Source organism: Thalassospira sp. HJ, assembly GCF_000948415.1.
GTDB lineage: Bacteria > Pseudomonadota > Alphaproteobacteria > Rhodospirillales > Thalassospiraceae > Thalassospira.
Genome location: NZ_JYII01000012.1, coordinates 475,953 through 500,897, shown reverse-complemented (window position 1 = coordinate 500,897; position 24,945 = coordinate 475,953). Strand labels below are relative to the sequence as shown.

Genomic DNA, 24,945 nt, shown 5'->3' with positions numbered 1-24,945 from the left:
TTACCTAAGTGATGAATCAGAAATAAAGATCACTGAAGTTCCCGCATCCTTTTCTCCGACCGGCTCTCCGTCTATCAAGCTCCGGATATGCGGTGGCAACTGTGCGGACAACTTGGGCATCGGAATTGAGCTTTCGACCTCTTTCTTCTCGATTTCCGTTTGAGCGAGACTTTCAATTGTATTTTCGCGACACTTACGGACCACATTGAGAATATCTGTTGGCGTTGGAATAGATGATACAATTATTGATTGCTCAATACTGTCCGTCGAACCAACCGACAGAGCCATTGCTCGACCAATAATGCCCCTTACTCGAAGACCAAAACATAATAGCGTTGATAGCGGAAAAAATTGAAGATGAAGCTCCTTTAAACTTTTCATTTTTGACGGTCTTGAAAGTTTTGCTGCGCGCTTCACACGACTATTCATAAAGTATCCATCTACAACATTGACTCCCTGCAATTGATGAGCTCCAGCTTTGCGGGCTAGCTCACACGTATGTTTCGTGTTGTAAATGAGATAATACGGATACGTTGAGCCTGCAGATGTACTTGCACACTTGATCAAAACATCCGATTGCAGTCTTTTTGTGCCTTTCGTGCGATGGAACAACTCTCGCACGCTGTGCCTCTTCCAGTACTTACCACGACCAAAAGACCGCTTCGCCTGTATAACAAGCCTGAAATGCAGATTGGTAGCTATATCATAGTACACCAGCTCCAAATCAGCACCGGTGTTCACCTCGTCAGAAAAATCAACAATGACGTTTCTGCCGCAAACACCTAATATCCCTCCAACGAGTAAATCTGTAACCGTCTCCTCTCGAAAGCGTCGGCTTAATTTGCGCTCTTTCTCAAGAAATCCTTCTACTTTCTTTGGAAAATTTCGAGAAAACGTGCACAGCATAAGAAAACCTTCTGACTTACAACAAGAAGCAAACACCACCCTAGATTGTATATCAAAAAAGTGACACTAAAAACCTTAACCTTACAGTCCCAAAAATCAGAACCGTCTTCTGATTTTTGGGACTGTAAGGTGATTGGTGGAGAAACGAACAGTAGCTCACGCGCCAGTCTTGTATTGTCAGGGAAGTTACCCTTACCCCTAGTCATCCGATCACCCCGCAGCCTTCTGGATATTGGCGGCTGGATGAGGTTTATGAGCATTAGCTTTGATGCAACCGAAGCTCAGCCATGAAGCCGTCCGTATGGTCGGGCCGTGGGGAGTAAAGCTTGAGCTCGGATTTGGTATTGCGCGCGATCGCCTCAACAATCGCCAACCCCAATCCCGAACCGTCGGCCTTGTTGCTCGATCGTTTGAACCGGGTGGTCAGTTGGCTGAGTTCTGCCGGGCTAACAGGTGTGCCGCCGTTTGACACCTGCAAGATACGATCCTCGACCACGCGGATCTCGACCGGCTCTTCATCCCCGCCATATTTCAGGGCATTTTCGATCAGGTTGCGCATGCAGATCGCAAAGGCATCAAGGTCGATATTGGCCGAAAGCGTTGCCAGATTGTCCGCATCAAAGCGGATATCGGCCCCGTCAATCCCGGCCCGTCTGAGGTCTTCAATCACCAGATTAAGGGTCGGGCCAAGATCCTGATTATGTCCGGTCGGGCTAAAGCCACCGCTTGATTCCGCACGCGCCAGCTGCAGCAATTTCTCCGCCAATCGCGAAAGACGTTTAAGCGCCTCTTCGGTCTGAACCGCACGTTTGCGGCTATCATGCCCTTCTGGCAGTTCCAGCACCAGTCGCTGCGTTTGCGCCAGTGCCACCGCGATTGGCGTGCGCAGCTCATGGGCGCTGTTGGCGGTAAAGCTGCGCTCGACACTGAGCGCCGCCTCAAGCTTGCCCATCAGTCGGTTGACCGCCGTGACGATGGTATTGATTTCCTCGATCGGGTCGTCCTGCTCGATCGGGGTCAGGTTACCCTCCCCACGTGCCTCGATCTCGTTGCGAACCTGGCGCACCGGGCCAAGCGCGCGGGTGACACTATAAACCACCGCCAAAATCGTCACCGGGATCAGGAAGATCAGCGGGGTGAATTGCGACACCACGGTTTCAATGATCGCTTCATTGCGATGTTCGGTCGGTTCGGCCACCTGCATGAACATGTCGCCATTGCCGGTCACACTGGTATAAACGCGGACCTTATCACCATTGCTGAAACCGGGCTTGAGCGGCGTATCAAACGGCGTTTCCGGCGCGTTTTGGGAACGCAGCAAAACTTCGCCATCCGCGTTGCGCAGCTGATATTGCATGAAGTCATCGAAATCGTCGAAATCCTCGTCATAGTCACTGTCGTCACCCAGCTCGACGTCAAACCCGGGCTCGGGCAGCACAACGATTTCGCCTTCATCCTGATGATTTTCCAGATAATCAATCACAAGGGTTGATGCCCGGCGCGAGGTTTCAATAAGGGCGGTGTCCGCTCCCTCTTCCATCTCGTGGCGTGCGGTATAGGCCGCGAACGCAGCACCAATCACCCAGAACACCGCAACGATCACCGTCAGGCGTTTGGTCAGGATAAACTGAAGACTGTTTTGCGCCCTGATCTTCATCATCCGTCAACCCGATAGCCGACACCGCGCACGGTTTTAATCACTTCCTTGCCTAGCTTGCGGCGCAGGCGGCTGACATAGACCTCGACCGTGTTGCTTTCAATCTCCGCACCAAATTCATAAAGCGCTTCTTCAAGCTGACGTTTCGATAAGGTCTGGCCGGGCCGTTTGACCATCTGATCAAACAGCGCCCATTCGCGCGAGGTCAGGTCAACCTGCACCCCGTCGCGCAAAACCGACCGCCCGGCAAGATCAACCTCGACCCCGCCATCAAGCTCGACAAACGGATTGGGATTGCCGCTATAACGCCGCGACACGGCCGCCAAGCGTGCAGAAAGCTCATTCAGATCAAACGGCTTGACCAGATAATCATCCGCCCCGGCATTAAGCCCCTCGATCCGGTCTGAAATCTGATCCTGTGCGGTCAGGATAATGCACGGTGTCGCCGATCCCTTGCGACGCAAATCGCGCAACAAATCAAGCCCCTTGCCATCGGGCAGGTTCAGGTCAAGCAGCAACACATCATAGTTGGTTCCGCGCAGCATGATCTCGGCATCGACAACGCTTGCGCTGTGATCAACCGCCTCGCCAGCCGCCAGCAAATGATCGCGCACCGCGTCTGCCAGCATCATTTCATCTTCGACCAGAAGAATACGCACCCCAACCTCACATCCGGCTTTATGTCAACGGGTCTGCCCCGGCTCACGACCTAAGCTTGCATCCTGACAATAAGCTGAACGACGCTGCGTGTCTTTTTCAGTTTGCTGTCAGGAACGCACGGCAATATCGGCGACGCTCAAAGAAATTTTTCCATTTTGTGCCCTCACAATCTTATGAAGGAACCGAGCCATGAAAAACACTGTTTTCCCGAAAGCTGCCCTTGGCGTCTTTGCCGCTGCCCTGCTGGCGACCACCACCCTTGGCCTGACCACCAATACCGCACAGGCAAGCGATGACTATTGCAACGTGCCAAAAGCCGAATGGCAGAGCATGGATGCGCTGAAAGAAAAGCTCGCCGCTGACGGCTGGGACGTGCGCAAGATCAAGGAAGACGAGGGCTGTTTTGAGGTTTACGCCATCAAGGCCGATGGCAAGAAGGTTGAGGCCTATTTCAACCCGGCCACCTTCGAGATCGTCAAGGAAGACGACTGATCAATAAAGGCCTCCCTCGGCTGAGTGCGGCCCTGAGCAATGCTGTCCCCTGGCCCCGTGCCTGCCTGAACGGGTGCCCTTGCTCAGGGTCGCCTCCCCGAACCTGTTTACCTGACAAAACCCGCACCATCAGGAGCACGCATCATGTCTGTCAAAGTATGGGACCCGTTTGTCCGCCTGTTTCACTGGGGGCTGGCTGCAAGTTTCGTCATCGCCTGGATCACGGCCGATGAATGGGACAGCCTGCATCACTGGGCCGGATATGCCGCTGGCGGCCTGATTGCGTTACGCCTTGTCTGGGGCCTGATCGGTACGCGCTATGCCCGCTTTACCCAGTTCATCAAAAGCCCTACGGCAACGCTTAAATATCTTGGCGATATCCTGCGCGGCACGGAATCCCGCTATCTCGGCCATAACCCGGCCGGGGCAGCCATGATCATCGCCCTCATCCTCGCCATGGCGGGTTGTGCGCTGACGGGCTGGATGTACACCACCACCATGTTCTGGGGATCCGAATGGGTCGAGGAAACCCACGAGGCACTGGCAAACGGCCTGCTGTTCCTGGTGCTGCTTCATGTCGGCGGCGTGATCCTGGCCAGCCTGCGCCATCATGAAAATCTGGTGCGCGCCATGGTTACGGGGCGCAAACGCCGCCCGGCCACAGACGATATCTCCTGAACGAGTTTTCCCGCTCAACGCTTACCCTGTGACATCCTCATTGAAGGTTGTCCCAACTTGGAGCTCGTGATGAACTCCGTGGCAACCGCGTCCACCCCTGGCCAGTTGCCTCTTTTTTTTGCCCGTCATTCCCGCGCAGGCGGGAACCCGGACACAGCAGCCTTAAGCAAAAAACGGTTTACCGCCCAATCGCCTTGGCCGGATTACCAACAACTGTGGTGCCCGCCGCAACATCACGCGTCACCACCGCCCCGGCACCAATGATCGCCTCATCGCCGATCGTAATGCCCGGCAGAATAATCGCCCCGCCGCCGATCCAGACATTGTCGCCAATCGTCACCGGCTTGGCGATTTCAAGATGCTGTTTGCGCAGTTCCGGATCACGATGATGGTCCGCACAATAAATCTGCACATTCGGGCCCAGCATCGAATGCCGCCCGATCTTCACGGGCGCGGTATCAAGAATCACACAGCCGACATTCAAAAACACGTCCTCGGCCAAATGAATATTGATGCCATAGGCACAATGAAACCGCGCCTCGATCCGCACATCATCCGCACAAGCCGCAAACAACGCCCGCAACTTCGGCCCGATATTGCCGCGTTCCGCCGGATAAAGCACGCTATGCTCATGACACGCTTCAAGCGCCTTGTGGCGCAACAAGGTGATTTCCGGATCAAGGCAGGAATACCATTCACCGGCCTGCATTTTTTCCAGATCGGTTTTAGGCTTGGGACTTTCAGACATCAGTGGCGCTTTCAAGGTGGGACGAGGCGAACGAGTATATCAGATATAGTCAGGCGCAAACTGCTCAAGATCAAGCGTCGGGCGCTTGCCGATATCGCCGCGATGGGCCTCAAGGAATGCGCCTGTCGCCTCGCGTCCCTTGTCGCGCAGCATGGTCATGAAATCCCATTCCGCATTCATCTTGGTCGTGTGATCAAGCTCCAGCATCACGTCACTGACGATCAGATGCATGCGCATGGTGCCCCAACTGCTGGCTTCGCATTGATGGGGTGGCATGTCCTTGCGGATCACCGACATCATGCGCAGTTCCTTGACCAGGCTGCTGTTAAACGAAATCTCGTTCAGCCGACTTGAAATCTCGTGCGAGGTTTTCGGAATGCCCGGGCGTTGCACCGGGTTGATCTGAACCAGAACCGTGTCATTGGCCGAACATTCCCGCACCAGCGGACCAAGGCTTGGATTGCCGGAATAGCCCCCGTCCCAATAAGGCACGCCATCAATCTCGACGGTTTTATAGATGTTGGGCAAACAGGCAGATGCGAGGAGCACATCAAGGCTGATATCGGGGTTGCGAAACACCCGCGCCTGCCCGGTTTCAACATTGGTCGCGGTGATGAAAAGCTTGGTCGGGCTTTTGTTCAAAAGATCAAAATCAACCACATCATCCAAAAGCCCCGCCAGCGGATTATCCCCGACCGGATTCAAATCATAGGGCGAGAACATTTTGGCGGACATATCAAGCCACTGATACATCGGCGAATTGCCAAGCGACCAGTTGCCAAACAAAACATCGATCGGGGATCGCTGAAGCGGGCTGAACCGCGCGGCCTCGGAAACAGCTGACCAGAACCGCTCAAGATCCTCGCGCGCGCCCTCATGACCGCCCTTGCAAAAGCCCGACGTCACCACGGCCGCATTCATCGCACCCGCCGATGTGCCTGAAATCGCCTCAATCTCGATCTCTTCATCCTCAAGCAACCGGTCCAGAACGCCCCAGGTAAACGCCCCGTGCGATCCCCCGCCCTGCAGCGCCAGATTGATCTTCTTGCGGGGCTTTGACGCGTTCTTCGTATCCGTGCTCATGCCATCTCCTGCGACCGGGTCATCATGTCAGGCTTCTCGGGTCTGCACCCTGGCCATGATATGTCGCAAACAACCCGCTCTGCCAGTGATGAAATCACGTGAGGAAAATCAAGTCGTCCCGTCCTGCGCCTTTTTCGTCTTGTCCTGCGCCTTGCCGCCGGTGCCCTTGAGGTTCGCCACCTTGCCCAGCAAATCAAACCAGAACGGCGCCCCCAGACTGATCGCCGCAACCGTGATCAGCCAACCAATGATGGACTTAAGCCACTCCGTACCGGTGAAAAACGCGCAGACATTCGCTTTGAAAGTCGCTTCTTTCCATCCAATCGGAAATGACTTCAGTGCATCGATGTTCTTCGGCTCAAGCGCGCTCACATCCTCCATCTTTGCCGCCACTTCCGCCTGCGCAGCAATCTGGGTGCGTAGTGCCTCATTCGTCCAAAGCGCCTCAGCAACATGAATAGTGCTGGCATTGGTCGCGATCACGACAACCCCGGAGATGATCAGAATGAACAGCTTGACCTTGCGCTTGTACCACCCCGAAATCCGGGTCATCCCTTCGTCAAACCAGCTCGCCAATTTCTCCTGCAACTCAATGGCCACCTTCTCACCATCGGTCACCAGTGCAGTCAAAACAGCAGCAAGGTCGTCATCATCCTTCTTATCGGCAACATCGCGCCCCGCCCCTTGCGGCAGCTTAGCAATCAGCTCTCGTACTTCCTTGGCTTTTAGCGAGACAAAGGACTTGCCATCTTGGTTCTTCGCCAGAACCTCAAGCAACACAGTGCTGAGTGTTTCGGGCGCAATATAGGATGGAAGTTGGTTATCTTTCCGCGACAGGTTCTTGATCAGGGGATGGGCATAAACCGCCTTGGCGTATTTGTCCCCGACCAGCCGCTTGATCCCCTCCTCTAGGTTGGTTGACCTCAACCCAACCAAACTCGCAACCCATTCCTGCGCGGCCGAAGCCACCAAACTCAAAGTCACATAGAAAAAGATCAACCCCAACGCGACATCAATCACCGGATGCTCAAACATAACAACGTCCCCCGAAACCTTCCCAAAGGCAGGGTACCATTATATCAGAATTATATCATTGATTGAATAAATATAACTTAAATCAATCATTGATGATTGGCACTATTAAACTCATTGACGACGAAGTCAGCTCAATACCAAGTCAAACTGGCCGGAAGGTCCTGCTTGGGGGCAAGCGCAATCACCTGATCAAGGAACAGCCGCGCAATCGGTGACAGGCTTTTGCTTTTACGGGTGATCACCCCGATATGGCGATGGCGTTCCGGGGTGGTGAGTGGCACGAAGACCAGCTTTTCGGGGGCTGCCATATCCGACACCTTTGCTGCCAGTTCCGGCAGAACCGTGATCCCTACACCCTCGGCGACCATGGCGGCCAGAGTGATGGTGTTCGATGTTTCGACAATCGGACGCGGCAGGATCGGGCCGGTTGCGCCCAGCGCGATATCGCTGTCTTTCTTGGCCTCATTACCGCCCTTCGGATCAAGCGATTTCAGCACCTTTTCCTCGGCCCGCATTGCCTTTTGCGCCCGGGCCAAAACCGTTTTCGCCGCCGGAATGCCTGCCGCCACCGCATCGCGCACCGCAGGACTTAGAACCGGCATGGTGTCCGAAGCCAGATCGCTGGTCACTCCGGGCTGTGCCATCAGCGCGCCGGTGCCTGATTCCGGCCCCAGCCCGACAAGCTTTTGGCCCGATAAATCCGACCAGCGCAAAACCGACTTTTGGGCAAATTCATGATCGGCCCGGCACAGCACGCCAAACCGGTCGGAAAACAGCGGGCGAAAATCGACATCCGGCAACGCCTGCCATTCCCCGGCGATGCCGAAATCGGCAGCATTATTCGCCACCGCCTCATGCACTTCACCGGCATTGCGTTCATCAAGCCGAATACGTGCATCGGGATGGGCAGCAACAAATTCGGAAATCACGGCGGGCAAAATACGCGTCAGAACCGAGGGCGCGGCCGCAATCGTGATCTTTCCACCAACCCCCTTGGACAGCGCATCCAGATCGCCAAGTGCCTCCTCAAAATCGGCCAGCAACCGCCGTGCAATTGGCAAGAACCGCTCGCCGGTCTGGGTCAGCGCAACCTGTCGTGTCGTGCGATCAAAAAGGGCGGCCCCGGTCACATCCTCAAACTGGCGAATGGTCGCGGTAACCGCAGGCACGCCAAGACCCAACACCCCGGCCGCAGCGGTAAAATTCCCCTGATCGGCAACTGAGACAAACACACGCATATGACGGATATTAAGCGATGACAGCATGGTCTTGATGATCCGTTTCGGTTAACTCCCCTGCCCGATCAAACCATAACGCCCAAATGGTATTGGGGAAAAGCGTTATTGGACTGCCCCGCCAATGCGGTTTCTTCATCAAGCATTTTCGTCGGCACAGTCTGAATACCTACTTTGGGCATCCCCTAAGTAGGTATTCAGAGTTGAAACGAGCAGCCACATAGAGACAGTCCGCTACGGAACCGCCCAAACAATCGCACTAATTGCTATATGGAAGGCAACCACACACTCTTTCAGCACCAGGAACTGCTGCGCCATTCTGTGTATCCGGAGAGAGCAAATACCAACTCTTCGGAGGATAAACATGACAACCTAGCCCCTCGCTCGGGTTGATACGGGTCCCAGCTTCCACATTCGGATACCCAAAAAATGTCACCAACTCATTGCAATTATCTATCTGCCCGCCTTGCTCAGGAGCTCCAAGATATGGCAAAGTCGTTGCGCTACTTCCTACTCCACCCCTTGTGTAGGTGAGTGGCGCGGAACATTCTGATGGTGACGGCAATGTCTGCTGAGAAGAACATACCTGATCACAAGATTGACCTGATTGCCCCAGAAAATAACATGCTGTTTTACCAAAAGTTCCTTTTGGAATCCCGCCAAGCGGGCATGTGAGCATCTCATATTGAGTTTTATCTTCGGATACAAATACCCTGAACGGGGTTTGCTCATACGCGGAGGGTGCGATTTCAGCCTTGATTGAGCCACCATTCATAGTTGGCTGGCTCCAAATAACGCGTTGTGGAGAATAAGCACAATTCCCACGTGACTGCTGCCCCCCGAAAACTTCTCCCCAGCCTACACTCCATTTCCCCGGATTGATTGATCCGTTCGGTCTGTTCTGGTTGAAAATTGAACCGATCTTGGTCTCAACGTCGGTTGTGATATCCTTTATGTAGAAAGTCCACCAGCCGGATTCATTCTTACCTGCAGGCGGCTGAGACCAAATACGCAATCGGTACTCATGCCCGACAACCCAGTCGAACGGCACGATAATTTGTGCCCCTGGCGCTCCATCACCTGCACCTTGAGTTGCCTGACAACTCTTCGCAGGCACATCGCAAACGACATTGCCCGGATCGACTTTCGTATCTTTGTCATAAAAAATCGAAAATATCGCGCCCCGCTTGCCATCCTGCCATTGCTGAAACCCCATATAGAGCGTATTCGCGCTTTCTTGATTTCCGACATAAAATTGATGCGACCAAAAAAAACCGCCAAAGGCGGGATCAGGAAGCGTGTCAACCTTAAGATGCTGATCAAGGTTATAGGCACTACCATCAGGCCAATTGTAGCTAACGTTTGCAAAAGCAGCTGCATCCGACGTCAAGCGAAAGGTAGCAAGCAGCATAACGGCCAACATAAAGAAAACCTTCACAACACCCTCCTAAGAACAACAAATATCAATATGTTAAACAACAACTCTGAACGCTAAAGAGAACCAAGTTCCCGATAGAACACGCAGCCGAAGTTAAGAGCATTTTACATTAGGCTTTCCCGATGATCAACTAATGGTTGATTATGGTAAATCACAAATACAATTTTTACTTGACAATCCTGACGTTCCACTCCTCGTTATGAGAAATTTTGTAGTTTGTCAGTGCTCTGACAAAAAAGGGGCCATCCCCTTTTTCCAGCCCCCTTTTTTCAATAGCAAAGGAGCGACCTGACAGGACTGGACCTAGACAAAACGGCCAGAAACGCGATATGGTAGCGAAAGGTATTACCTTTTGGTTCGAGTTGGTTCAGAGGCGCACATGGTATCTGCAACGTCCATCAAGCTTGATGATGACATGAAAGGCCGCGTTCGGCACCTTGCCGAAGCCCGTCAACGTACATCGCACTGGATCATGCGCGAAGCGATTTCGCAATATGTTGAACGCGAGGAGAAGCGTGAGGCACTGCGGCGTGACACGAAGCAGGCGTGGGAAGAGTTCCAGGAAACAGGCCTTCACGCAACCGCTGAAGAGGTTGACCGCTGGCTGGAAAGCTGGGGAACGGACGATGAATTGCCAGCGCCCGAATGTCACAAGTAAGATTCGCACCGGCAGCCATTCGGGACCTGCAACGGCTCCGTGAGTTTCTGCGCACGAAAAATCCTGATGCCGCGCGCCGCGCCGGGGAAGCCATCCGTCAGGGCCTGAGGGTGCTTGGCGCGCACCCAAATCTTGGCCGGCTGATCGATGACCTTCCTGAAGAGTTTCGGGAATGGCTTATTGATTTTGGTGACAGCGGATATGTCGCACTATACCGGATTGACGGGGATACAGTGACCATTCTGGTCATCCGCCATCAGCGCGAAGCAGGATTTTATTAAGGTCCACACCGCCTAAACAGATATCCTGAGCAGCTTCCGCCTCTAACTCATTTCTTATCGAGCGTCGGCGGCACGGTCTTGATCGCGGTCACGGTCGGATGGACTTCGATCAGGCATTCGCGAAACACGCGCGCCATGCGTGACATCACCGATTGCGGGAAGTTGGCGACACACATGCCAATCTTGAAGCTGAGAAGATCGGGCCGCAATGCGCGCATCTCGCCACGCTCGACCCATTGCCGGGCAAAGTGGGTTGGCAGGAAGCTTACGAACTTGCCGCTTCGGATCAGATAGGCCAGCCCTTCCATGTCATAGGCTGTTGCACTGGGCGGATGTTTGAACAGCGACTGAAAGGCGAGTGCAACCGAATAGCCGCGCCTTGCGTATTTCTGTTCGGCCAGTTGTTCGATTGGCATTTTTTCATGGGCGGTTTCAAACAATGCATGATCCTTGCCGCAATACATTGTCTGTTCTTCGTGGAAAAGCTGCTGCATCTGGATCGCGGCATTCATCGGCTGGTTTGGCATGACGGCGATTTCCATCTGCCGACTTAAAAGTGCATTTTCAATCTGGTTGGGCGAGACAACCACAAAGGTCGGATGCACACCGGGGGCGCGTTCGTTAAACAGCGCAATCGCCCGATCCAGTTTGCAATTAGGGTTTTCAACCATCGCATCGACAACGCCAATGCGAAGCTCCCCGACCATATTGCCGCGGATCGCCCCGACCTCGGCGCGAAATGAGTCGGCGGCCGCAAACAGTTTGATCACCTCGCTATAGATCTTCTGCCCATGTTCGGTCAGCGAAAAGCCCGACCGACCGCGCCGACAAAGCTTAACCCCCAAGCGGGTTTCAAGGGCGGCCATCTGGGTGCTGATGGTGGAGCGCGAGATACCCAGATCATCCTGGGCGGCGGTAAAGCCGTTGCTTTCGACGATGGTGCGGAAAATCCGCAACTGGCGGAAATCCACGTCACTCAGCGGTGGCAGATTGACAGACATCGGGCGCAAACCTTTGCGAAAACGATACGTTGAAAAAATCCGACGTTTAGTTTGAAAGTTTCATATTATTGAACGCGTCCCCGCATGGCAATCTTTCGGCACGCTTTGAACCATTCCAGTGCGCCACCGCGCCATCGCCTTGAGGGACGACCACATGAGCAACGACACCGACAAGCCTGATACCGCATCAGGCATTTCCTTTGTTCCGCCCTCGGCGATGACCCTGCCGCGCTATGCCGGCGTGGCAAGCTTCATGCGCGCCCCGCATCTTTCAATATCCGACCCGGCCTGTGCCGCGGTCGATATCGCACTCCTTGGCGTGCCATGGGACGGCGGAACGACAAACCGTCCAGGTGCTCGTCACGGACCGCGACAGTTGCGTGATCTTTCGACCATGATCCGCCCGAAGCATCCGGTCACCGGCCAGAACCCGTTTGAAGACCGCAACATCGCCGATCTCGGTGATGCACCGGTCAATCCGGCTGACATCATGGATACACTCGAAAGCGTCACCGGCTTTATCGCCAAGCTGAAAGCGATGGGCATCAGCCCGCTCAGTGCTGGCGGGGATCACCTGCTGTCCTATCCGATCATCAAGGCGCTGGCATCTGATGGCCCGATTGGCATGGTGCATTTCGATGCCCATACCGACTTGTTTGACAGCTACTTCAACGGCTTCAAATACACCCACGGCACTCCGTTCCGCCGTGCGATCGAGGAAGGCTACCTTGACCCGCACCGCGTGGTTCAGATCGGCATTCGCGGCACGATGTATGACGGCGAAGATGTTGAATGGGGCCTTGAACAGGGCGTGCGCATCATCCGCATGGAAGAGGTTCTTGAACGCGGCATTGATCAGGTCATGGCGGAGGCGCGCGACATTGTTGGGCGCGACAAAACCTATGTCAGCTTTGATATCGATGCGGTTGATCCGGCCTTTGCACCGGGCACCGGCACACCGGAAATCGGCGGTTTTAGCAGCCGCGAGGCCCAGAAAATGATCCGTTCTCTGGGTGGGCTTAATCTTGTGGGTGCTGACCTTGTTGAGGTTTCCCCACCGTTTGATCCTTCGGGAGGAACAGCCTGGCTTGGCATCTCGCTCATGTATGAATTGCTGTGCGTGCTGGCCGGGGCGAAAGCCACCAGTAACCCGAACCGAAAATCGGGCTGAGGCAATCCGAAAAGACGACGAAATCAAAAGAATACAAAAGACTAGAAACACATCAGAGAGCATCTCATACCGGAGACATCACCTATGAAACGCATTCTATCGAAAATCTGCCTGTCGGGTGCGGCACTCGCAACCGCCTTTTCCCTTTCCACCGCCGCCTCGGCCGAAACCCTGACCATCGCGCATTCGACCTGGGTTGGCTATGGCCCGCTTTATATCGCGCAGGAAGAAGGCTTCTTTGAAGAAGAAGGCCTTGATGTTGATCTTGTCGTCATGGAAGACGTCAAAACCCGTATGCCGGCCCTCGCCGCTGGCCGGATTGATGTTGCCGTGACCACGATTGATACGGTGCTGGGTTTTTACACCGATGATCATCCGCTGACCTATCTATTTGCGCTGGATGATTCACGCGGCGGCGATGGCATTGTTGCCAATTCCGACATCACCTCGATCACGGATCTCAAGGGCAAGAACGTCGCCTATACCGAGGGGTCTGTTTCGCAGTTCTTCCTGAGCGTGCTTTTGAAAAACAACGGCATGAGCCTTGCTGACGTCAATTCCATGAACATGTCGGCTGGTGATGCCGGTGCGGCCTTTGTCGCCAAGCGCGTTGATGCCGCTGTGACCTGGGAGCCGTGGCTGACGCGTGGCAAGGACACCGAACATGGTCATCTTCTGATCGACAGCTCCAAGGCACCGGGCCTGATCACCGACATCGCGGTGACCACCACCGAAACCCTTGAAGCCCGTCGTCCGGAAATGGAAGCCCTTTATCGTGCATGGGCCAAGGCAATTGCCTGGCAGCAGGAAAACGAAGAAGCAGCCGATGCCATCATGGCAAAGGGTGTTGGCGGCTGGCTTGAAGACCCGGCGGTCTTTGCCGAAACCCGTGCAGGCATCGCGTTTTATGATGCGGCCATGAACAAGTCCTTCATGGATCCGGCCAACGAAGACGGCATTGTTGGCACCATCGCCAACGCCATGACGCTTGGCAAGGAAGGCGGTCTGTTCTCGCTTGATCTCGATCCGGCAAGCATGCTCGCTTCCGACATCGTCAAGTAACGCAACGCCAAAACAAAGACTTAAAGAGCAAGCATCATGTGGACCAGATCGCTATTTTCACCCAAGACCGATATCGACAGGTCGACCTATGTCACCCTGTCGCTGATCTCGGTTGCTATTGTCCTGGCCCTGTGGTGCTTGCTCACCTATGGCGGGATTACGCCCAAGGACTTCCTTGCCGCCCCGCATGAGGTGGTTCAAGCCGGCATCAAACGCATTGCCAATATGTCGCTGTTTGAACATATGTGGGCAAGCCTTGTTGTCATCCTGTCGGGCTTTATCCTGGCCTCCGTCTTTGCCGTGCCGATCGGCATCCTGATGGGCAGCTTCCGGGCGGTGCAAGCGTTGATTGAGCCGATCACAGGCTTCATGCGCTATATCCCGGTTTCCGCCCTGATCCCGCTTCTGATCCTGTGGATCGGCATCGGGATCGAACAGAAAATCATGGTGATTTTCCTCGGCACCTTTTTCCAGCAGCTCATTCTGATTTCCGATGTTTCAGCCCGGATTTCCAAGGATCTGATTGATTGCGCCTATACGCTGGGTGCGGATCGCAGACGGGTTGTCACCCGCGTTCTGGTGCCGGCATGTATGCCCGGCGTCATGGATAACCTGCGGGTCACCATGGGCTGGGCCTGGACGTATCTTGTCGTGGCTGAACTGGTCGCGGCCGATACCGGCCTTGGCTATATGATCCTGAACGCCATGCGCGGGCTGTTTACCGATGTGATTTTGCTTGGTGTCTTTACCATCGGCATCTTGGGCCTGATCACCGACTTCTTCTTTAAATGGGCACGTCGACGCTTGCTGCCCTGGTCTGCCGATTTTTAAGGGGCGATACAGTCATGAGCATGCTTTCTCTTCGTGACATCACGGTAAGGTTCGAACCCAAGGGCAAACCAGCAGTTCTCGCCCTTGATGACGTCTCGCTTGATGTTGCCAACGATACCTTTTCCGTCATTGTCGGCCCGTCGGGCTGTGGCAAATCCACCCTGCTTCGCCTTGTTGCCGGGCTTGAAACCCCGACATCGGGTCGCCTTGAACTCGACGGCGAGCCGATCAATGGCCCGTCGGCCGATCGCGGCATGGTGTTTCAAAGCTACACCCTGTTTCCCTGGCTAACTGTGCGTGAAAACGTCATGTTCGGCCCGAAGCTCAAGGGCCTTCCGAAATCCGAATGCGAAGACATCGCCGACGATCTGATCAAGGCCGTTCACCTCGACGGGTTTGAAAAATCCTATCCCAAGGAGCTTTCAGGCGGCATGCGCCAGCGTGTGGCGCTCGCCCGGGCACTCGCCAATGATCCGCGCATTCTGCTGATGGATGAACCGTTTGGCGCGCTTGACAGCCAGACCCGTCAGATGATGCAGGAACTGCTGCTTGATGTCTGGCAGACCCGCCGCAAAACGGTGCTGTTCATCACCCATGACATTGACGAGGCCATCTTCCTTGGCGACGAAGTCCACGTGATGTCCGCGCGCCCCGGCCTGATCAAGCAATCGCTTGATATCAGCATTCCGCGCCCGCGTCACATCGATGCGCTGACCAGCCCGGAATTCATGGAGTATAAGCGCACCATCCTGTCGCTGATGCATGACGAGGCAATCAAAGCCGAAGACGCAGCCAACCAGCGCAAGTCGGCGTAAAACGGCGCGCACAGCCACAAAACGCTCAGTTTAACGGGCACGAGCAAACACCTGCCTGACCTTGCCACCACCCGCCAGGCTCAGGCACAGGGAATGTGCGGCACACAGCAAACCCCGCACATTCCCGACTTTTATGGACATAGTAAAGCGAAAAAAGTGAACGCCTTAAAGGTGCCTAAAAATAAACCTATCCGCTTTTTTCCTATATGCTAAAGACTTTCATGTCCTTCGCACTATCTGAGACATGTCACGCCACTTTATATCTTTGGGGAACGGTTTAGACTCAAAAAATGCCCTGAAAACCGCCACAACATCTTCAATGAACAACACCTCATCAGGCTCCATAGTCATGTGACCGCCACCAAACATGAGAGTCTGTTGTCCTTTGAATGGGACCTTTGCCACCTCAAGATATGCTCGCCAATGCCTATCGCTTGGCTTTTCACGCATTTCCATTACGCAGCTAACCCCACCGCCTGCAACTTGTAGGTAGGATCCATCCGTTTTCGTCAAGCTAGCATATGATTGTGGCCCATAGCTTTTCAAACCGCGAAGCACTTTTTCGACCTTTGAAAACTCGTGAACTTGTGCAGGCTTTTTCTTTTCAACTTCAAGAAGCATTTTCATGGCAAATATATCGTAATGTTTCCAACTACAGTTTCACCAGCCAATTTTCCGACACCGTCGGCACCGAACTGATTGATGTACATGTCATTGAAGTCTTGCTGAGGCGTTTTAGTTGCCCCACCACTCTTGTATTCTATTCCCCATAATTCACCACTGTCAGTGCGAACGACTGCATCATAGCGCCGATTTCCAACAGCCCCACTGACAGTCAGTTCTTCACCCACTACATCGAATCCGTTGTCGCGCAAATACTGGGTATATTCCTGAGCAGATTTCGTCCCTGGAGAAGGTAGCCCTCCCTGACTTGCAAATTTCCCGTCCGGCGTCCTAAAGCTTCCATCGGGGTACTCACGAATTGGAACACCGTCTGCCGTATTGGGTCCACTTATACCATCATTCTTATGGCTTGCAATTTTACTGAGCAGATCATCAGCCTTATCCGTCAGCCCTGCCTTGCGAGCGAGTTCATAGGACTTTTCAAGAATTTTGAGTTTGCCCACAGAAACATCAATGACCACATTTAGGCCAGCTTCTAGGAGGGCATCTTCAAACTGCTCATCGGTCAGTTCACCATTGATATAAGCATCAACCAGCTCATAGGTCGTTGTCGCATTGTCATACAGCTCATAAGCCGTCCAGGCGACCATCGCCCCCTGGAACAGCAACACCACGGCGGGCAGGATGTTGTCTGCTGCGACACTCTCGCCCGCATCGGCCCCGATATAGACCTCGTTACCGCTGGTCGCGATCAAGGCCGCCGCCGCCGCACCGGCAAGACGCCCGACATCCACTCCATTCTGGCGCCACTCCTCAAACATGGCATTCATGGTGTCGCGTTGTTCTGGCGTGATCTCTTCGGGTTTATCCAGGTCAATCTTGGTAAAGTTCTGAATTTCTTGAAGTTTGCTTTCTTCGGTCATCCACTGATAGAGCTCGGCTGATACCGCGCCACCAACACCTCCAGCAGCACCGGCGGCACAACCACCGGATTGCGAAATCTCGCCACGCGCACAGCCCAATGCTGCATGGGCAACCTTGTGCCAAAGCCAGGTTCCCGGATCGACACTTGTTGAGCCATCGGCGTTAGTGGTCATCATCTCCTTGTATTCGGCACCAATTTCAGCCGCCAGCGATGCGCCAATCGTGCTTGCCGCCGCCAGACGCAAATTGCCGACCAGAGTGTCGCTAAAATCAGCCCCGGTAATCGCGCTGTCTACGCCAGAGCGGATGAGACCGTCGATACCGTTTTCCAATAATGTCGTTACAAACTCCGGGCTATCCCCAAATGCTCCGAGCTCAAACGTATCAAGGTTGATTGCATCTGTGGCGCCAGCGGTCAGCGCACTAACTACGATGCCACGGAGTGTGTTACTGGAGAAGATAGACTGAAAAGCCCCGCGCATATCACCCGAAACGGCCCCATTCGCAATCGAGGTCGCTGCCGTTGCAGCAACACTGGCAAGGGCGGCATTGACCATGGTCATGGTCGTCAATTGAGCGGCTGTCCCCGCATATGTTATGCCATTAAAAACTGCTGTTTGCAGAGCTGTGGTGGCACCAGCCTCAAGGGCAGCCGCACCAACAAGGTTGGCTGACAATGCCGCTGTCGCCCCCGCGGTAATAATCGCCGTTGCAATGGCAATAATCGCCATCGCCCCGCCACCAAGGCCAGAGCTTTGCTCGTACCAGGTTTCGTAGATCTCCTCGACGCCCTGCCAGTCGACATTCTCCATACCTTGCAGCTCGGCAAGGTATTCAAGGCCCGGCGCATCGGCCAACTGTGCGATGTCGGTGGCAAAATCGCCGGTAGAGCGGTATTCAACCACAACCCCGCCCGGGCTTTCGATGACGAAATCACCGCCCGATTCAAGGATCGCATGACGGACCACTTCCTTTTCGTGACCATATTCCGTCATTGTCCATTTAAGGGTGCCGCCCTCATATTCCGAAACCGACAGGTAATCGCGGTCCTTGTCGGTCAGAAGCCACAATTTGGCATCCGGATCGGCAAATGGTCCCTTGCCAACACTGATGTTCAAATCGCCCCCGGCCGAAACCCGGCTGGCACGGATGGTGGTATCCGATCCCGACTGCGTGGTCAGGTCGGTCAGCGAGGTGATTTCAGTTCCCTTGACCTCGGTCAGATCGCGGATTTCCGTGCGCGAACTCGATCCGCCGAACATGCCGCCGAAGCGACCTGTTTTCTCGACCTTGTGTTCGCGATGATGCTGCTCCTGAAGCGACGTGATCGTGAGACCACCAAAGGCGGTAATATCAATATCGCCGCCGCTTTCGATTTCGGAGCCTGCAATGCCAATATTGCCCATGGCATTGAGCGACATGTCATCGCCACTCGACAGCACGCTTTCCTGATAGGTCAGGTGATTTTCCGTCAGGCTTTCGGACTTTTTCTTGCCAAAGAAACCGCCGCCACCAGAGCTGGATTTATAGGAATAGCTTGAATTTTCCATACCTGCCGTAATCGACAGGTCGTTATAGGCCATGACATCAAGCTTGCCGTCGGCAGAGACAGTAGACGCCACGATCCCGACATTCGTGCCGGTCATAGCGACATTGCCGCCAGCATTGATCGCCGATGTCAGGAGGTCTTCCGAATGCGCCTTCGACGATGATTTACCGGCACTTTGCGAATAGTCATAAACATTGCGCGCCGAGCCGACCAAAAGGTCACCGCCCGCTGCCAGTTTGACATCGCCACCAACATTTGCCTCGGTCCCGACGACCGAGACGTCATTGGCCGCCTCAACCGTCAGGTTGCCGCCAATGTTAAGCGTGCCGCCCTGATGGGTAACAGATGTTCCACTGCCACTGCCGGTTTTGACGCGTTTGGTCGTGTATTGTTCGCAATCGCCATCATTTGACGAGCAATTTGGATTGCGAACACGGACATCGGAATACAATTCCCGTGTGAAATTGGTTGTTTCCTCAATGGTTTCAACCAAAACATCGCCACTGTCACTTTTAAGCGTGACATCGTTTGCAGCATCGACATCCACCGCAGCGAGGCGGACTTCCTGATCCCCCGAAAGGCTGATATCGCCATCCGATTTCAGATCGCCGCGTTCAAGATCAATCCGATCAGCAGTAATTGTCGTTTCGCTGTCACTGACAATCTGCCCACCGCCAATTTGCTTGACCTCACCGGCAGCAATATCGACCTTGTCAGCCGAAATCAGCGCCCCGTTGCGTTGATCAAGGAAGGCTGTCACGGCAGAAAGTGGCTTGGCCCCATTATCGCTTGAGGTCGGAAGAGCCAGCGCAAGTTCAAGCTGTTCACTGATCACGTCATTGCGTGTCTGACCAGCACCATCCCCACCCAGCAGTTGGGCCGTGCGAATTTGCTGGGTTGCCCAAGCCTGACGTACGGTGGGGTCATTGGAAGACAGAACCTCAAAGGCCCGCAATTCGTTCTGTTCGATCAGCGGTTCAAAATCAAGTCGGCTGAACAGATACGGCGATGACATAAAGGCATCGAGCTCCCCGGATTCCGGGGTTTCGAAATTCTCGTGTGCCTCTTCAAGAACCTCTTCGAGCTCAGCGATCAGGTTAACCAGGGTTGAGGTTGCAGCCCCTGGTGTAGAGGTTTCCGGTGTCGGCGCGACAGTGCTTGTGGAAGGTTTGGGAACCTCTGCGTTCAGACGGTTGCTTGTGCTTTGAAGATGCACACCGATATCGGCCAGCAACTGAGACGCACTTCGGCTGCCGATCGTCATGTTCTTGAGTGAATCGGTCACCGAAATGTTCAGGTTTCCATGCGCCTGAATCACACCGCCAAATGTATCGGCAAAATCAAGAACACCTTCGTGGCAGGTGAAACAACCGCGTTTATGCACTTCGTGGCGGGACTGACTGGCCCCAAACGATGTGTTGGTCAGGTTTTCTGCGGTAATATCCAGATCACCTGCTGCCTGAATAGCGCCATAGACGTTGTTGATATTTTTGGCTTCGAGCAGGATGTTCTTGCCTGCTTTGAGTTCAGCCAGAACGCCATCGTCATTCAGGGTATCCTGGGTGATCGTCACCAGAATCGTATAACCTGCGCCGGAACCGGCACGAATGGAATTCCACAGATTGCTGATTTCCGGCAGGACGGCCCCATCCTTGACATAGGATGGATTAAGGGCTGCAAGCGTATCGGCACTTATGCCCTGACCTGACGACAAGCTTTCCCAAAGGGCGAGATATTGAGGAAGATACTCAGCCTTGATAGAGCCGGGCTCAGGACCTTCGACAACCGGTTCCGGGTCTGCCGGTTCACCGGGCTCCGCCCCGGCCCCACCCGGTTCCGGGGCTTCAGGCTCGGCAACGACTTCTTCAACACGCGCGGTATCAGCCATAAGGTCACGCATGAATTCAACAAGCGACGGCACCCCTGCCTCGGACGCCTTACCTGACAGACGCCCAAAATATGTGACCCAGGAAGAACCAAGCGTCTTTCCATCCGCTCCAACTGCCGATGCCTGCAAAAGGACCAGAAGCTCCGGGTCAAGTTCCGTCGCGTTGCTCAACTCGTCAGAGAACAGCTGTTCCCAAAGCGCGACATAGCTTTCGGTATATTCCGGTCGTACTGTGCCGTCTTCAGCAAGGTATGTCGCAGAAACCAGACGGCTTTTGATATCACCATTCGGGTTAACCGGGCCCGGCGTCTCATAGAACTGATAGATGTTGTCCTTGATATTTGCCGTCGGCGCAGTGCCCTGGTTGACGATATTCTCGGCCTTGATTTCAAGGTCGCCGCCAAACGCTTCAATACGGCCATTGCGGTTCAGGACATAATCGGCACGGCCATTCGCAGCATCTGTTGAACCGATCGTGACGTTGTTATTCGCCCAAAGAATACCGCCATCATTGCGGACATCCGGTGCGTCAATATCAAGATTGCCGTAGGCCGCAACAACACCATTGTTTTCAACGCCGATTCCGGCCTTGAGAAGTGTGTCACCTTCCGAGCGGATCATGGCTGTTTTGCCCGATTTGATTTGCTCGTCGGCTTCAAGGCCGACGGCGCCCCCCGAATTCAGCTCGCCGTTATTGGTGATATTCTTGGCTGCAAGATTAAGATCGCCCGCAGACTTTACGCTGCCAGCACCCTCAAAATCATCGCTCGTGGTGATTGTTGTCTCGGCACCCGATGAAACTTTCGACGCAGCTCCGAAGCTGATCTTGCCATTGGTATCAAGGGTAAGGTTGCCAGCCGATGCCGCAGCACCATTCATGTTAACCCCAACCCCGTCATCGGTGGCGATGAGGCTGATGTAATCGGCATACATACCGCCGAGTGCTGCCACATCCAGCGCCACTTCTGGCACCGCACCGCTGCCAGCAATTTCTTCATGAGTCAGGGAGGCATAATCAACCGCATTACTGCCCGTGATGACATTCAGTTGCTTTGCCCGAAGCTTTGCGGCATCGCGAATGGCAACTGTTCTGGCAATCAGGTCGATCTGATCACTGGCCTGATTGCCGCTAACCGCATCAAGGCCCGTACCATTGATCAGAATATCGCCGCGGGTCACATCAAAGCCGGCAAGTTCCCCTGAACCGTTGATGCTGGCGGCCCCTGTCGAAAGGGTTGTTCTGCTGGTATTGATAAAGCCGCAGCCATTACAGGTGATGCCATTCTCGTTGACGATGACAAGCTGCGCCTTTTTGCCTGCGACTTCCAGAAGTCCATTCATCTGGGAACGAGACCCGCCAATGATCTGATGAAGGATCGTTGACGCTTCCTGTCCGGTCTTCAGGTTCGGGTTGCCTTCGATATAGCCTTTTTCGAGCTGGGAATAGGTTATCGTCGCAGAGTTGTTATCAATTGCGCCGCGCGTGGGAATTTCGAAACTGTTATGAATGTTGTTCGACAGGCCCTTGGCGTTGGGCGTATTGATATTATAGATCGTCAATCCGTTTCTCGACTGGTCAACAGCGGACCGATCCGTGTTTGCCGCCTGTTGTGCCCCCGCAACAACAGGGGATAGCGTGTAAAGCACGGCTGCAATCAAAGCTGAACTTTTCTGAAGACCCGGCAAAAGTTTGCTGATGTACTGCATGATCTATGTCCCAACGGCCCCGTTAAAACGAAAAAGACGCTTGCGCGTATCTGATTATTCCTGAATCCGTGAAGGCTTCGGGACACTTAAGCGCCCGGGCGACAACCAGATCCAGATTGAAAATTCCAAGGAAGTTGACGCGCACGCCGGCAGATGCACCTGCCAGAAACGGGGCGTCATAGGTCTCTCGGTCATCCTTGCTGAGTTCGACGTAACCGGCGTCAAGTCCAAGCACGATGTCCAGGCTGGCATCTTGATCCTGAAATGCCCGGTAGCTGAGGTCATTGCGCGTCGAAATGCCCGACCGTCCGGAAAGACTGTCTTCGCGAAAGCCACGGATACTGAAATATCCGCCGCCAATGGCGAACTTGTCGGAGCTCCCAAGATTATCTTCCGAATATTGACCGTTGACTTGGTGGCTTAACCGCAACAGCCCATCGGCGAAGCTGGCTTGCAGTGCAGAGCTTGCGGTGAAGAGCAATGGCTCTGGGTCAATGTCGGCATCCAAAGGCGGCTCCGCCCCCAGCACGTTTAGCCCACGAATGGCGTTAATGGACCAATCGTGGTAGCCGTTTTCAAAATTGAAACGCCCATTCACGCCAAACTTGGATTTGGTTTTAAATCGCCTTTGAACGATGACTTCGAATTCATCGAGGAAGTTTCTTGATCGGGATGTTTCGATACCGGCAACGGCATAGAACTTGGAAGATTCCCCACGCCAGATAAGGCGTTGCAGGTCGGCAGACACCCAGTGACTGCGACCGTAGACAGATAAGTCCTCATTGATTGCCGGTAGAATAAATCCATATTGGCTATATCCTGCACCAACGCTGACACTCCAGTTTCCGAACGGCACAAAGTAGCTTCCGCTTGCCGTTCTGGAGTATGTATCGCTCGACGTTAAACCCTTCACCGTGGAAGAAGCGTTCAGCTGGACTGTATCGTTAAGATTTAGCAGGTTGTCGTAATACAGATTTCCACCGGTTTTTCGACGCCCGGTGTTTTTATAACCAAAGTTGTTGAAGGTCAGCGTCCCGCCATAAGGTCTCTCATTCACCGCAGAAAGACGAATGATCGAGTTCCCCTGCCGTTCTCCGGGATAGAGCTTGAACTTTCCTGATTGGGAGCGCGGAGAGTTGAAGTTTTCCAACGCTTGCTCGATCTCGCGCAAGTTGACGACATCCCCCTCGCTTGAGGGAAATGCCCCCATAATCCGTGAATCCGCACCGTCGCCTGACTCGTAATCAAAGCCCTCAATACGTCCGGGAATAATCAGGACCTTGAGAAGGCCGTTTGAAAGATCCTGTTCCGGTAAATATACGCGTGTCGTGATGTAGCCGCGATCAGAGTAGAACGCGTTCATCTCATTCAAATAGGCGTTGAGATCATTAAGATTGACGCATTTGCCATTCAGTCGGTCGAAGTTGTCGGGCACAACATCGAAACCGTCCAGACCTTCAATCTCTGTAGACTTAATTGCAAAGCAAGGCTGATCTGTGTCGTCCGGAACGGTGGGGGCAGACGTTTCCGGTTGAAGTCGGATATCGGGCCTGCGTTGTGGCTGTCGCCCGAAGTCCCAGTCTCGCTGTTGTTGGCGCAACTGTTCTTGATCAATGGATTTGTTTACGGCATCCGGAACGGTTTGAGCGTATGCCGTAACAAGAGACATAGAAGCAAAGAGCAGAGCCCCTACCCATATGAAACAACGACCGGATAGTCGACGTACAGACAACTCAACCCGGTCACGAGTGGGTTTTGGTTGCTGGCTCTGACGACCATGTATGGCGACCTTCGAATTCATCGTACTTAGCGACCGCACCCGATAGAGAAACTGGATGGTTACATCAGATTTTTCTGACATAAATGACTGATCGTCATTTTTATTCGCTAAGACAAAACTCAGAAACCGAAAGTGATGGCTATCACAGATAAGCCACAATCAGCTGATAAATATTCAACCTCAAATAACCATAGGTTTTTGATGACTATACCTTTCAGGTCTACACCTAAACCAAGGAAGTAAACCCAAAGAAGAATGCCTGACCGACGTTCACGAATGTGGAATAATTCCGGGTACTGCAGTCGCTATCGCACTCGTACGTATGCGCCGTTTTCAAGGCAAGTATCTCGGCCCGCGCACCTGATTGCACTGCCCTTTTGCCGTCAGGCGACTGCTGCTCCCTCACCCACCAACCGAATACAGTGCCTGATGCAACCATTGGGCGTCGTTTGCAGGTAAATACTGGCTATGGAAGACCGGTATTCAGGACCTAATGGCGGATCGAGATTGATCTCGATATTGAGGCAAAACGCTGTCCATACCCGGCGCACATATTGCAGCTGGAATTTCGGGCAAAACAATTTGCATGAGGATTGAAAACGCCGCTTCCGGCGACTTTTTGACGGGTGGCTTTCAGCATCCTGCCGGACACCTCGATTATTCACTTATTTTGAATAATCTTTCGGAATTTTCGATTTGTCTATTCAATCGCGATCAGGTCA

Annotated in this window: 20 protein-coding genes; 8 read left to right on the top strand and 12 right to left on the bottom strand. The window is 53.9% G+C overall.

The window, feature by feature from the left end:
- The 3 genes from UF64_RS11175 to UF64_RS11165 all read right to left on the bottom strand — a co-directional run bounded on the left by UF64_RS11175 (position 1) and on the right by UF64_RS11165 (position 3,222).
- A complete protein-coding gene (locus UF64_RS11175; protein ID WP_008891442.1) occupies positions 1 to 906 on the bottom strand; it encodes a DUF6615 family protein in 906 nt (301 codons plus the stop codon).
- Between the two features lie 259 nt (positions 907 to 1,165).
- Positions 1,166 to 2,566, bottom strand: a complete 1,401-nt coding sequence (locus UF64_RS11170; RefSeq protein ID WP_235285035.1) for an ATP-binding protein — start codon at positions 2,564 to 2,566, stop codon at positions 1,166 to 1,168.
- Entirely contained in the window at positions 2,563 to 3,222 is a 660-nt protein-coding gene (locus tag UF64_RS11165; protein ID WP_044828629.1) for a response regulator transcription factor, read from the bottom strand. The genes UF64_RS11170 and UF64_RS11165 overlap by 4 nt, the downstream gene beginning before the upstream one ends.
- Before the next feature lie 190 nt (positions 3,223 to 3,412).
- Here UF64_RS11165 and UF64_RS11160 point away from each other — a divergent pair, with 190 nt between their 5' ends.
- Both UF64_RS11160 and UF64_RS11155 read left to right on the top strand, forming a co-directional pair.
- Positions 3,413 to 3,715 carry a PepSY domain-containing protein gene (locus UF64_RS11160; RefSeq protein ID WP_044828628.1) on the top strand — a complete coding sequence of 101 codons (303 nt, stop codon included), beginning with the start codon at positions 3,413 to 3,415 and terminating at the stop codon, positions 3,713 to 3,715.
- A gap of 144 nt (positions 3,716 to 3,859) precedes the next feature.
- Entirely contained in the window at positions 3,860 to 4,393 is a 534-nt protein-coding gene (locus UF64_RS11155; RefSeq protein WP_044828627.1) for a cytochrome b/b6 domain-containing protein, read from the top strand.
- 178 nt (positions 4,394 to 4,571) lie between these two features.
- Here UF64_RS11155 and UF64_RS11150 read toward each other — a convergent pair whose 3' ends face one another.
- The 5 genes from UF64_RS11150 to UF64_RS20175 form a co-directional block, all read right to left on the bottom strand.
- On the bottom strand, positions 4,572 to 5,141 hold the full coding sequence (locus UF64_RS11150; RefSeq protein WP_044828986.1) for a sugar O-acetyltransferase: 570 nt from the start codon (positions 5,139 to 5,141) through the stop codon (positions 4,572 to 4,574).
- 39 nt (positions 5,142 to 5,180) lie between these two features.
- Complete coding sequence (locus UF64_RS11145; RefSeq protein ID WP_044828626.1) at positions 5,181 to 6,224, bottom strand: patatin-like phospholipase family protein; 1,044 nt, start codon at positions 6,222 to 6,224, stop codon at positions 5,181 to 5,183.
- Between the two features lie 108 nt (positions 6,225 to 6,332).
- Entirely contained in the window at positions 6,333 to 7,259 is a 927-nt protein-coding gene (locus UF64_RS11140) for a hypothetical protein (protein WP_044828625.1), read from the bottom strand.
- A gap of 131 nt (positions 7,260 to 7,390) precedes the next feature.
- On the bottom strand, positions 7,391 to 8,524 hold the full coding sequence (locus UF64_RS11135) for a LysR family transcriptional regulator (RefSeq protein WP_044828624.1): 1,134 nt from the start codon (positions 8,522 to 8,524) through the stop codon (positions 7,391 to 7,393).
- Positions 8,525 to 8,753: 229 nt separating this feature from the next.
- Positions 8,754 to 9,932 (bottom strand): DUF3472 domain-containing protein, encoded by a 1,179-nt coding sequence (locus UF64_RS20175; protein WP_152630676.1) that lies wholly within the window; start codon positions 9,930 to 9,932, stop codon positions 8,754 to 8,756.
- Positions 9,933 to 10,311: 379 nt separating this feature from the next.
- On the opposite strand from UF64_RS20175, the gene UF64_RS11125 reads away from it, so the two are divergent.
- Together UF64_RS11125 and UF64_RS11120 are read left to right on the top strand one after the other, a co-directional pair.
- Positions 10,312 to 10,590: a CopG family ribbon-helix-helix protein gene (locus tag UF64_RS11125; protein WP_044828622.1), complete on the top strand. Its 279-nt coding sequence runs from the start codon at positions 10,312 to 10,314 to the stop codon at positions 10,588 to 10,590.
- The gene (locus UF64_RS11120; protein WP_044828621.1) at positions 10,578 to 10,871 is read left to right on the top strand and encodes a type II toxin-antitoxin system RelE/ParE family toxin; all 294 of its coding nucleotides are present in this window, start codon (positions 10,578 to 10,580) and stop codon (positions 10,869 to 10,871) included. The genes UF64_RS11125 and UF64_RS11120 overlap by 13 nt, the downstream gene beginning before the upstream one ends.
- A gap of 47 nt (positions 10,872 to 10,918) precedes the next feature.
- Here the strand turns inward: UF64_RS11120 and UF64_RS11115 are convergent, their stop codons facing one another.
- Complete coding sequence (locus tag UF64_RS11115) at positions 10,919 to 11,872, bottom strand: LysR family transcriptional regulator (RefSeq protein ID WP_044828620.1); 954 nt, start codon at positions 11,870 to 11,872, stop codon at positions 10,919 to 10,921.
- Between the two features lie 154 nt (positions 11,873 to 12,026).
- Here UF64_RS11115 and speB point away from each other — a divergent pair, with 154 nt between their 5' ends.
- The 4 genes from speB to UF64_RS11095 all read left to right on the top strand — a co-directional run bounded on the left by speB (position 12,027) and on the right by UF64_RS11095 (position 15,751).
- The gene (gene speB / locus UF64_RS11110) at positions 12,027 to 13,043 is read left to right on the top strand and encodes an agmatinase (RefSeq protein WP_200892671.1); all 1,017 of its coding nucleotides are present in this window, start codon (positions 12,027 to 12,029) and stop codon (positions 13,041 to 13,043) included.
- An 84-nt stretch (positions 13,044 to 13,127) separates the two neighbouring features.
- Positions 13,128 to 14,105 carry an ABC transporter substrate-binding protein gene (locus UF64_RS11105; protein WP_044828619.1) on the top strand — a complete coding sequence of 326 codons (978 nt, stop codon included), beginning with the start codon at positions 13,128 to 13,130 and terminating at the stop codon, positions 14,103 to 14,105.
- Between the two features lie 36 nt (positions 14,106 to 14,141).
- Complete coding sequence (locus UF64_RS11100) at positions 14,142 to 14,936, top strand: ABC transporter permease (RefSeq protein WP_044828618.1); 795 nt, start codon at positions 14,142 to 14,144, stop codon at positions 14,934 to 14,936.
- 14 nt (positions 14,937 to 14,950) lie between these two features.
- On the top strand, positions 14,951 to 15,751 hold the full coding sequence (locus UF64_RS11095; protein WP_044828617.1) for an ABC transporter ATP-binding protein: 801 nt from the start codon (positions 14,951 to 14,953) through the stop codon (positions 15,749 to 15,751).
- Between the two features lie 219 nt (positions 15,752 to 15,970).
- On the opposite strand, the gene UF64_RS11090 is transcribed toward UF64_RS11095, so the two are convergent.
- Genes UF64_RS11090 through UF64_RS11080 form a run of 3 tightly spaced genes read right to left on the bottom strand, consistent with a single transcriptional unit; the run spans position 15,971 to position 24,304 of the window.
- The gene (locus UF64_RS11090) at positions 15,971 to 16,378 is read right to left on the bottom strand and encodes a hypothetical protein (protein ID WP_052657586.1); all 408 of its coding nucleotides are present in this window, start codon (positions 16,376 to 16,378) and stop codon (positions 15,971 to 15,973) included.
- Positions 16,375 to 22,443, bottom strand: a complete 6,069-nt coding sequence (locus UF64_RS11085; RefSeq protein ID WP_044828616.1) for a DUF637 domain-containing protein — start codon at positions 22,441 to 22,443, stop codon at positions 16,375 to 16,377. The genes UF64_RS11090 and UF64_RS11085 overlap by 4 nt, the downstream gene beginning before the upstream one ends.
- 22 nt (positions 22,444 to 22,465) lie before the next feature.
- A complete protein-coding gene (locus UF64_RS11080; protein WP_082049711.1) occupies positions 22,466 to 24,304 on the bottom strand; it encodes a ShlB/FhaC/HecB family hemolysin secretion/activation protein in 1,839 nt (612 codons plus the stop codon).
- Between the last annotated feature and the right edge of the window lie 641 nt (positions 24,305 to 24,945).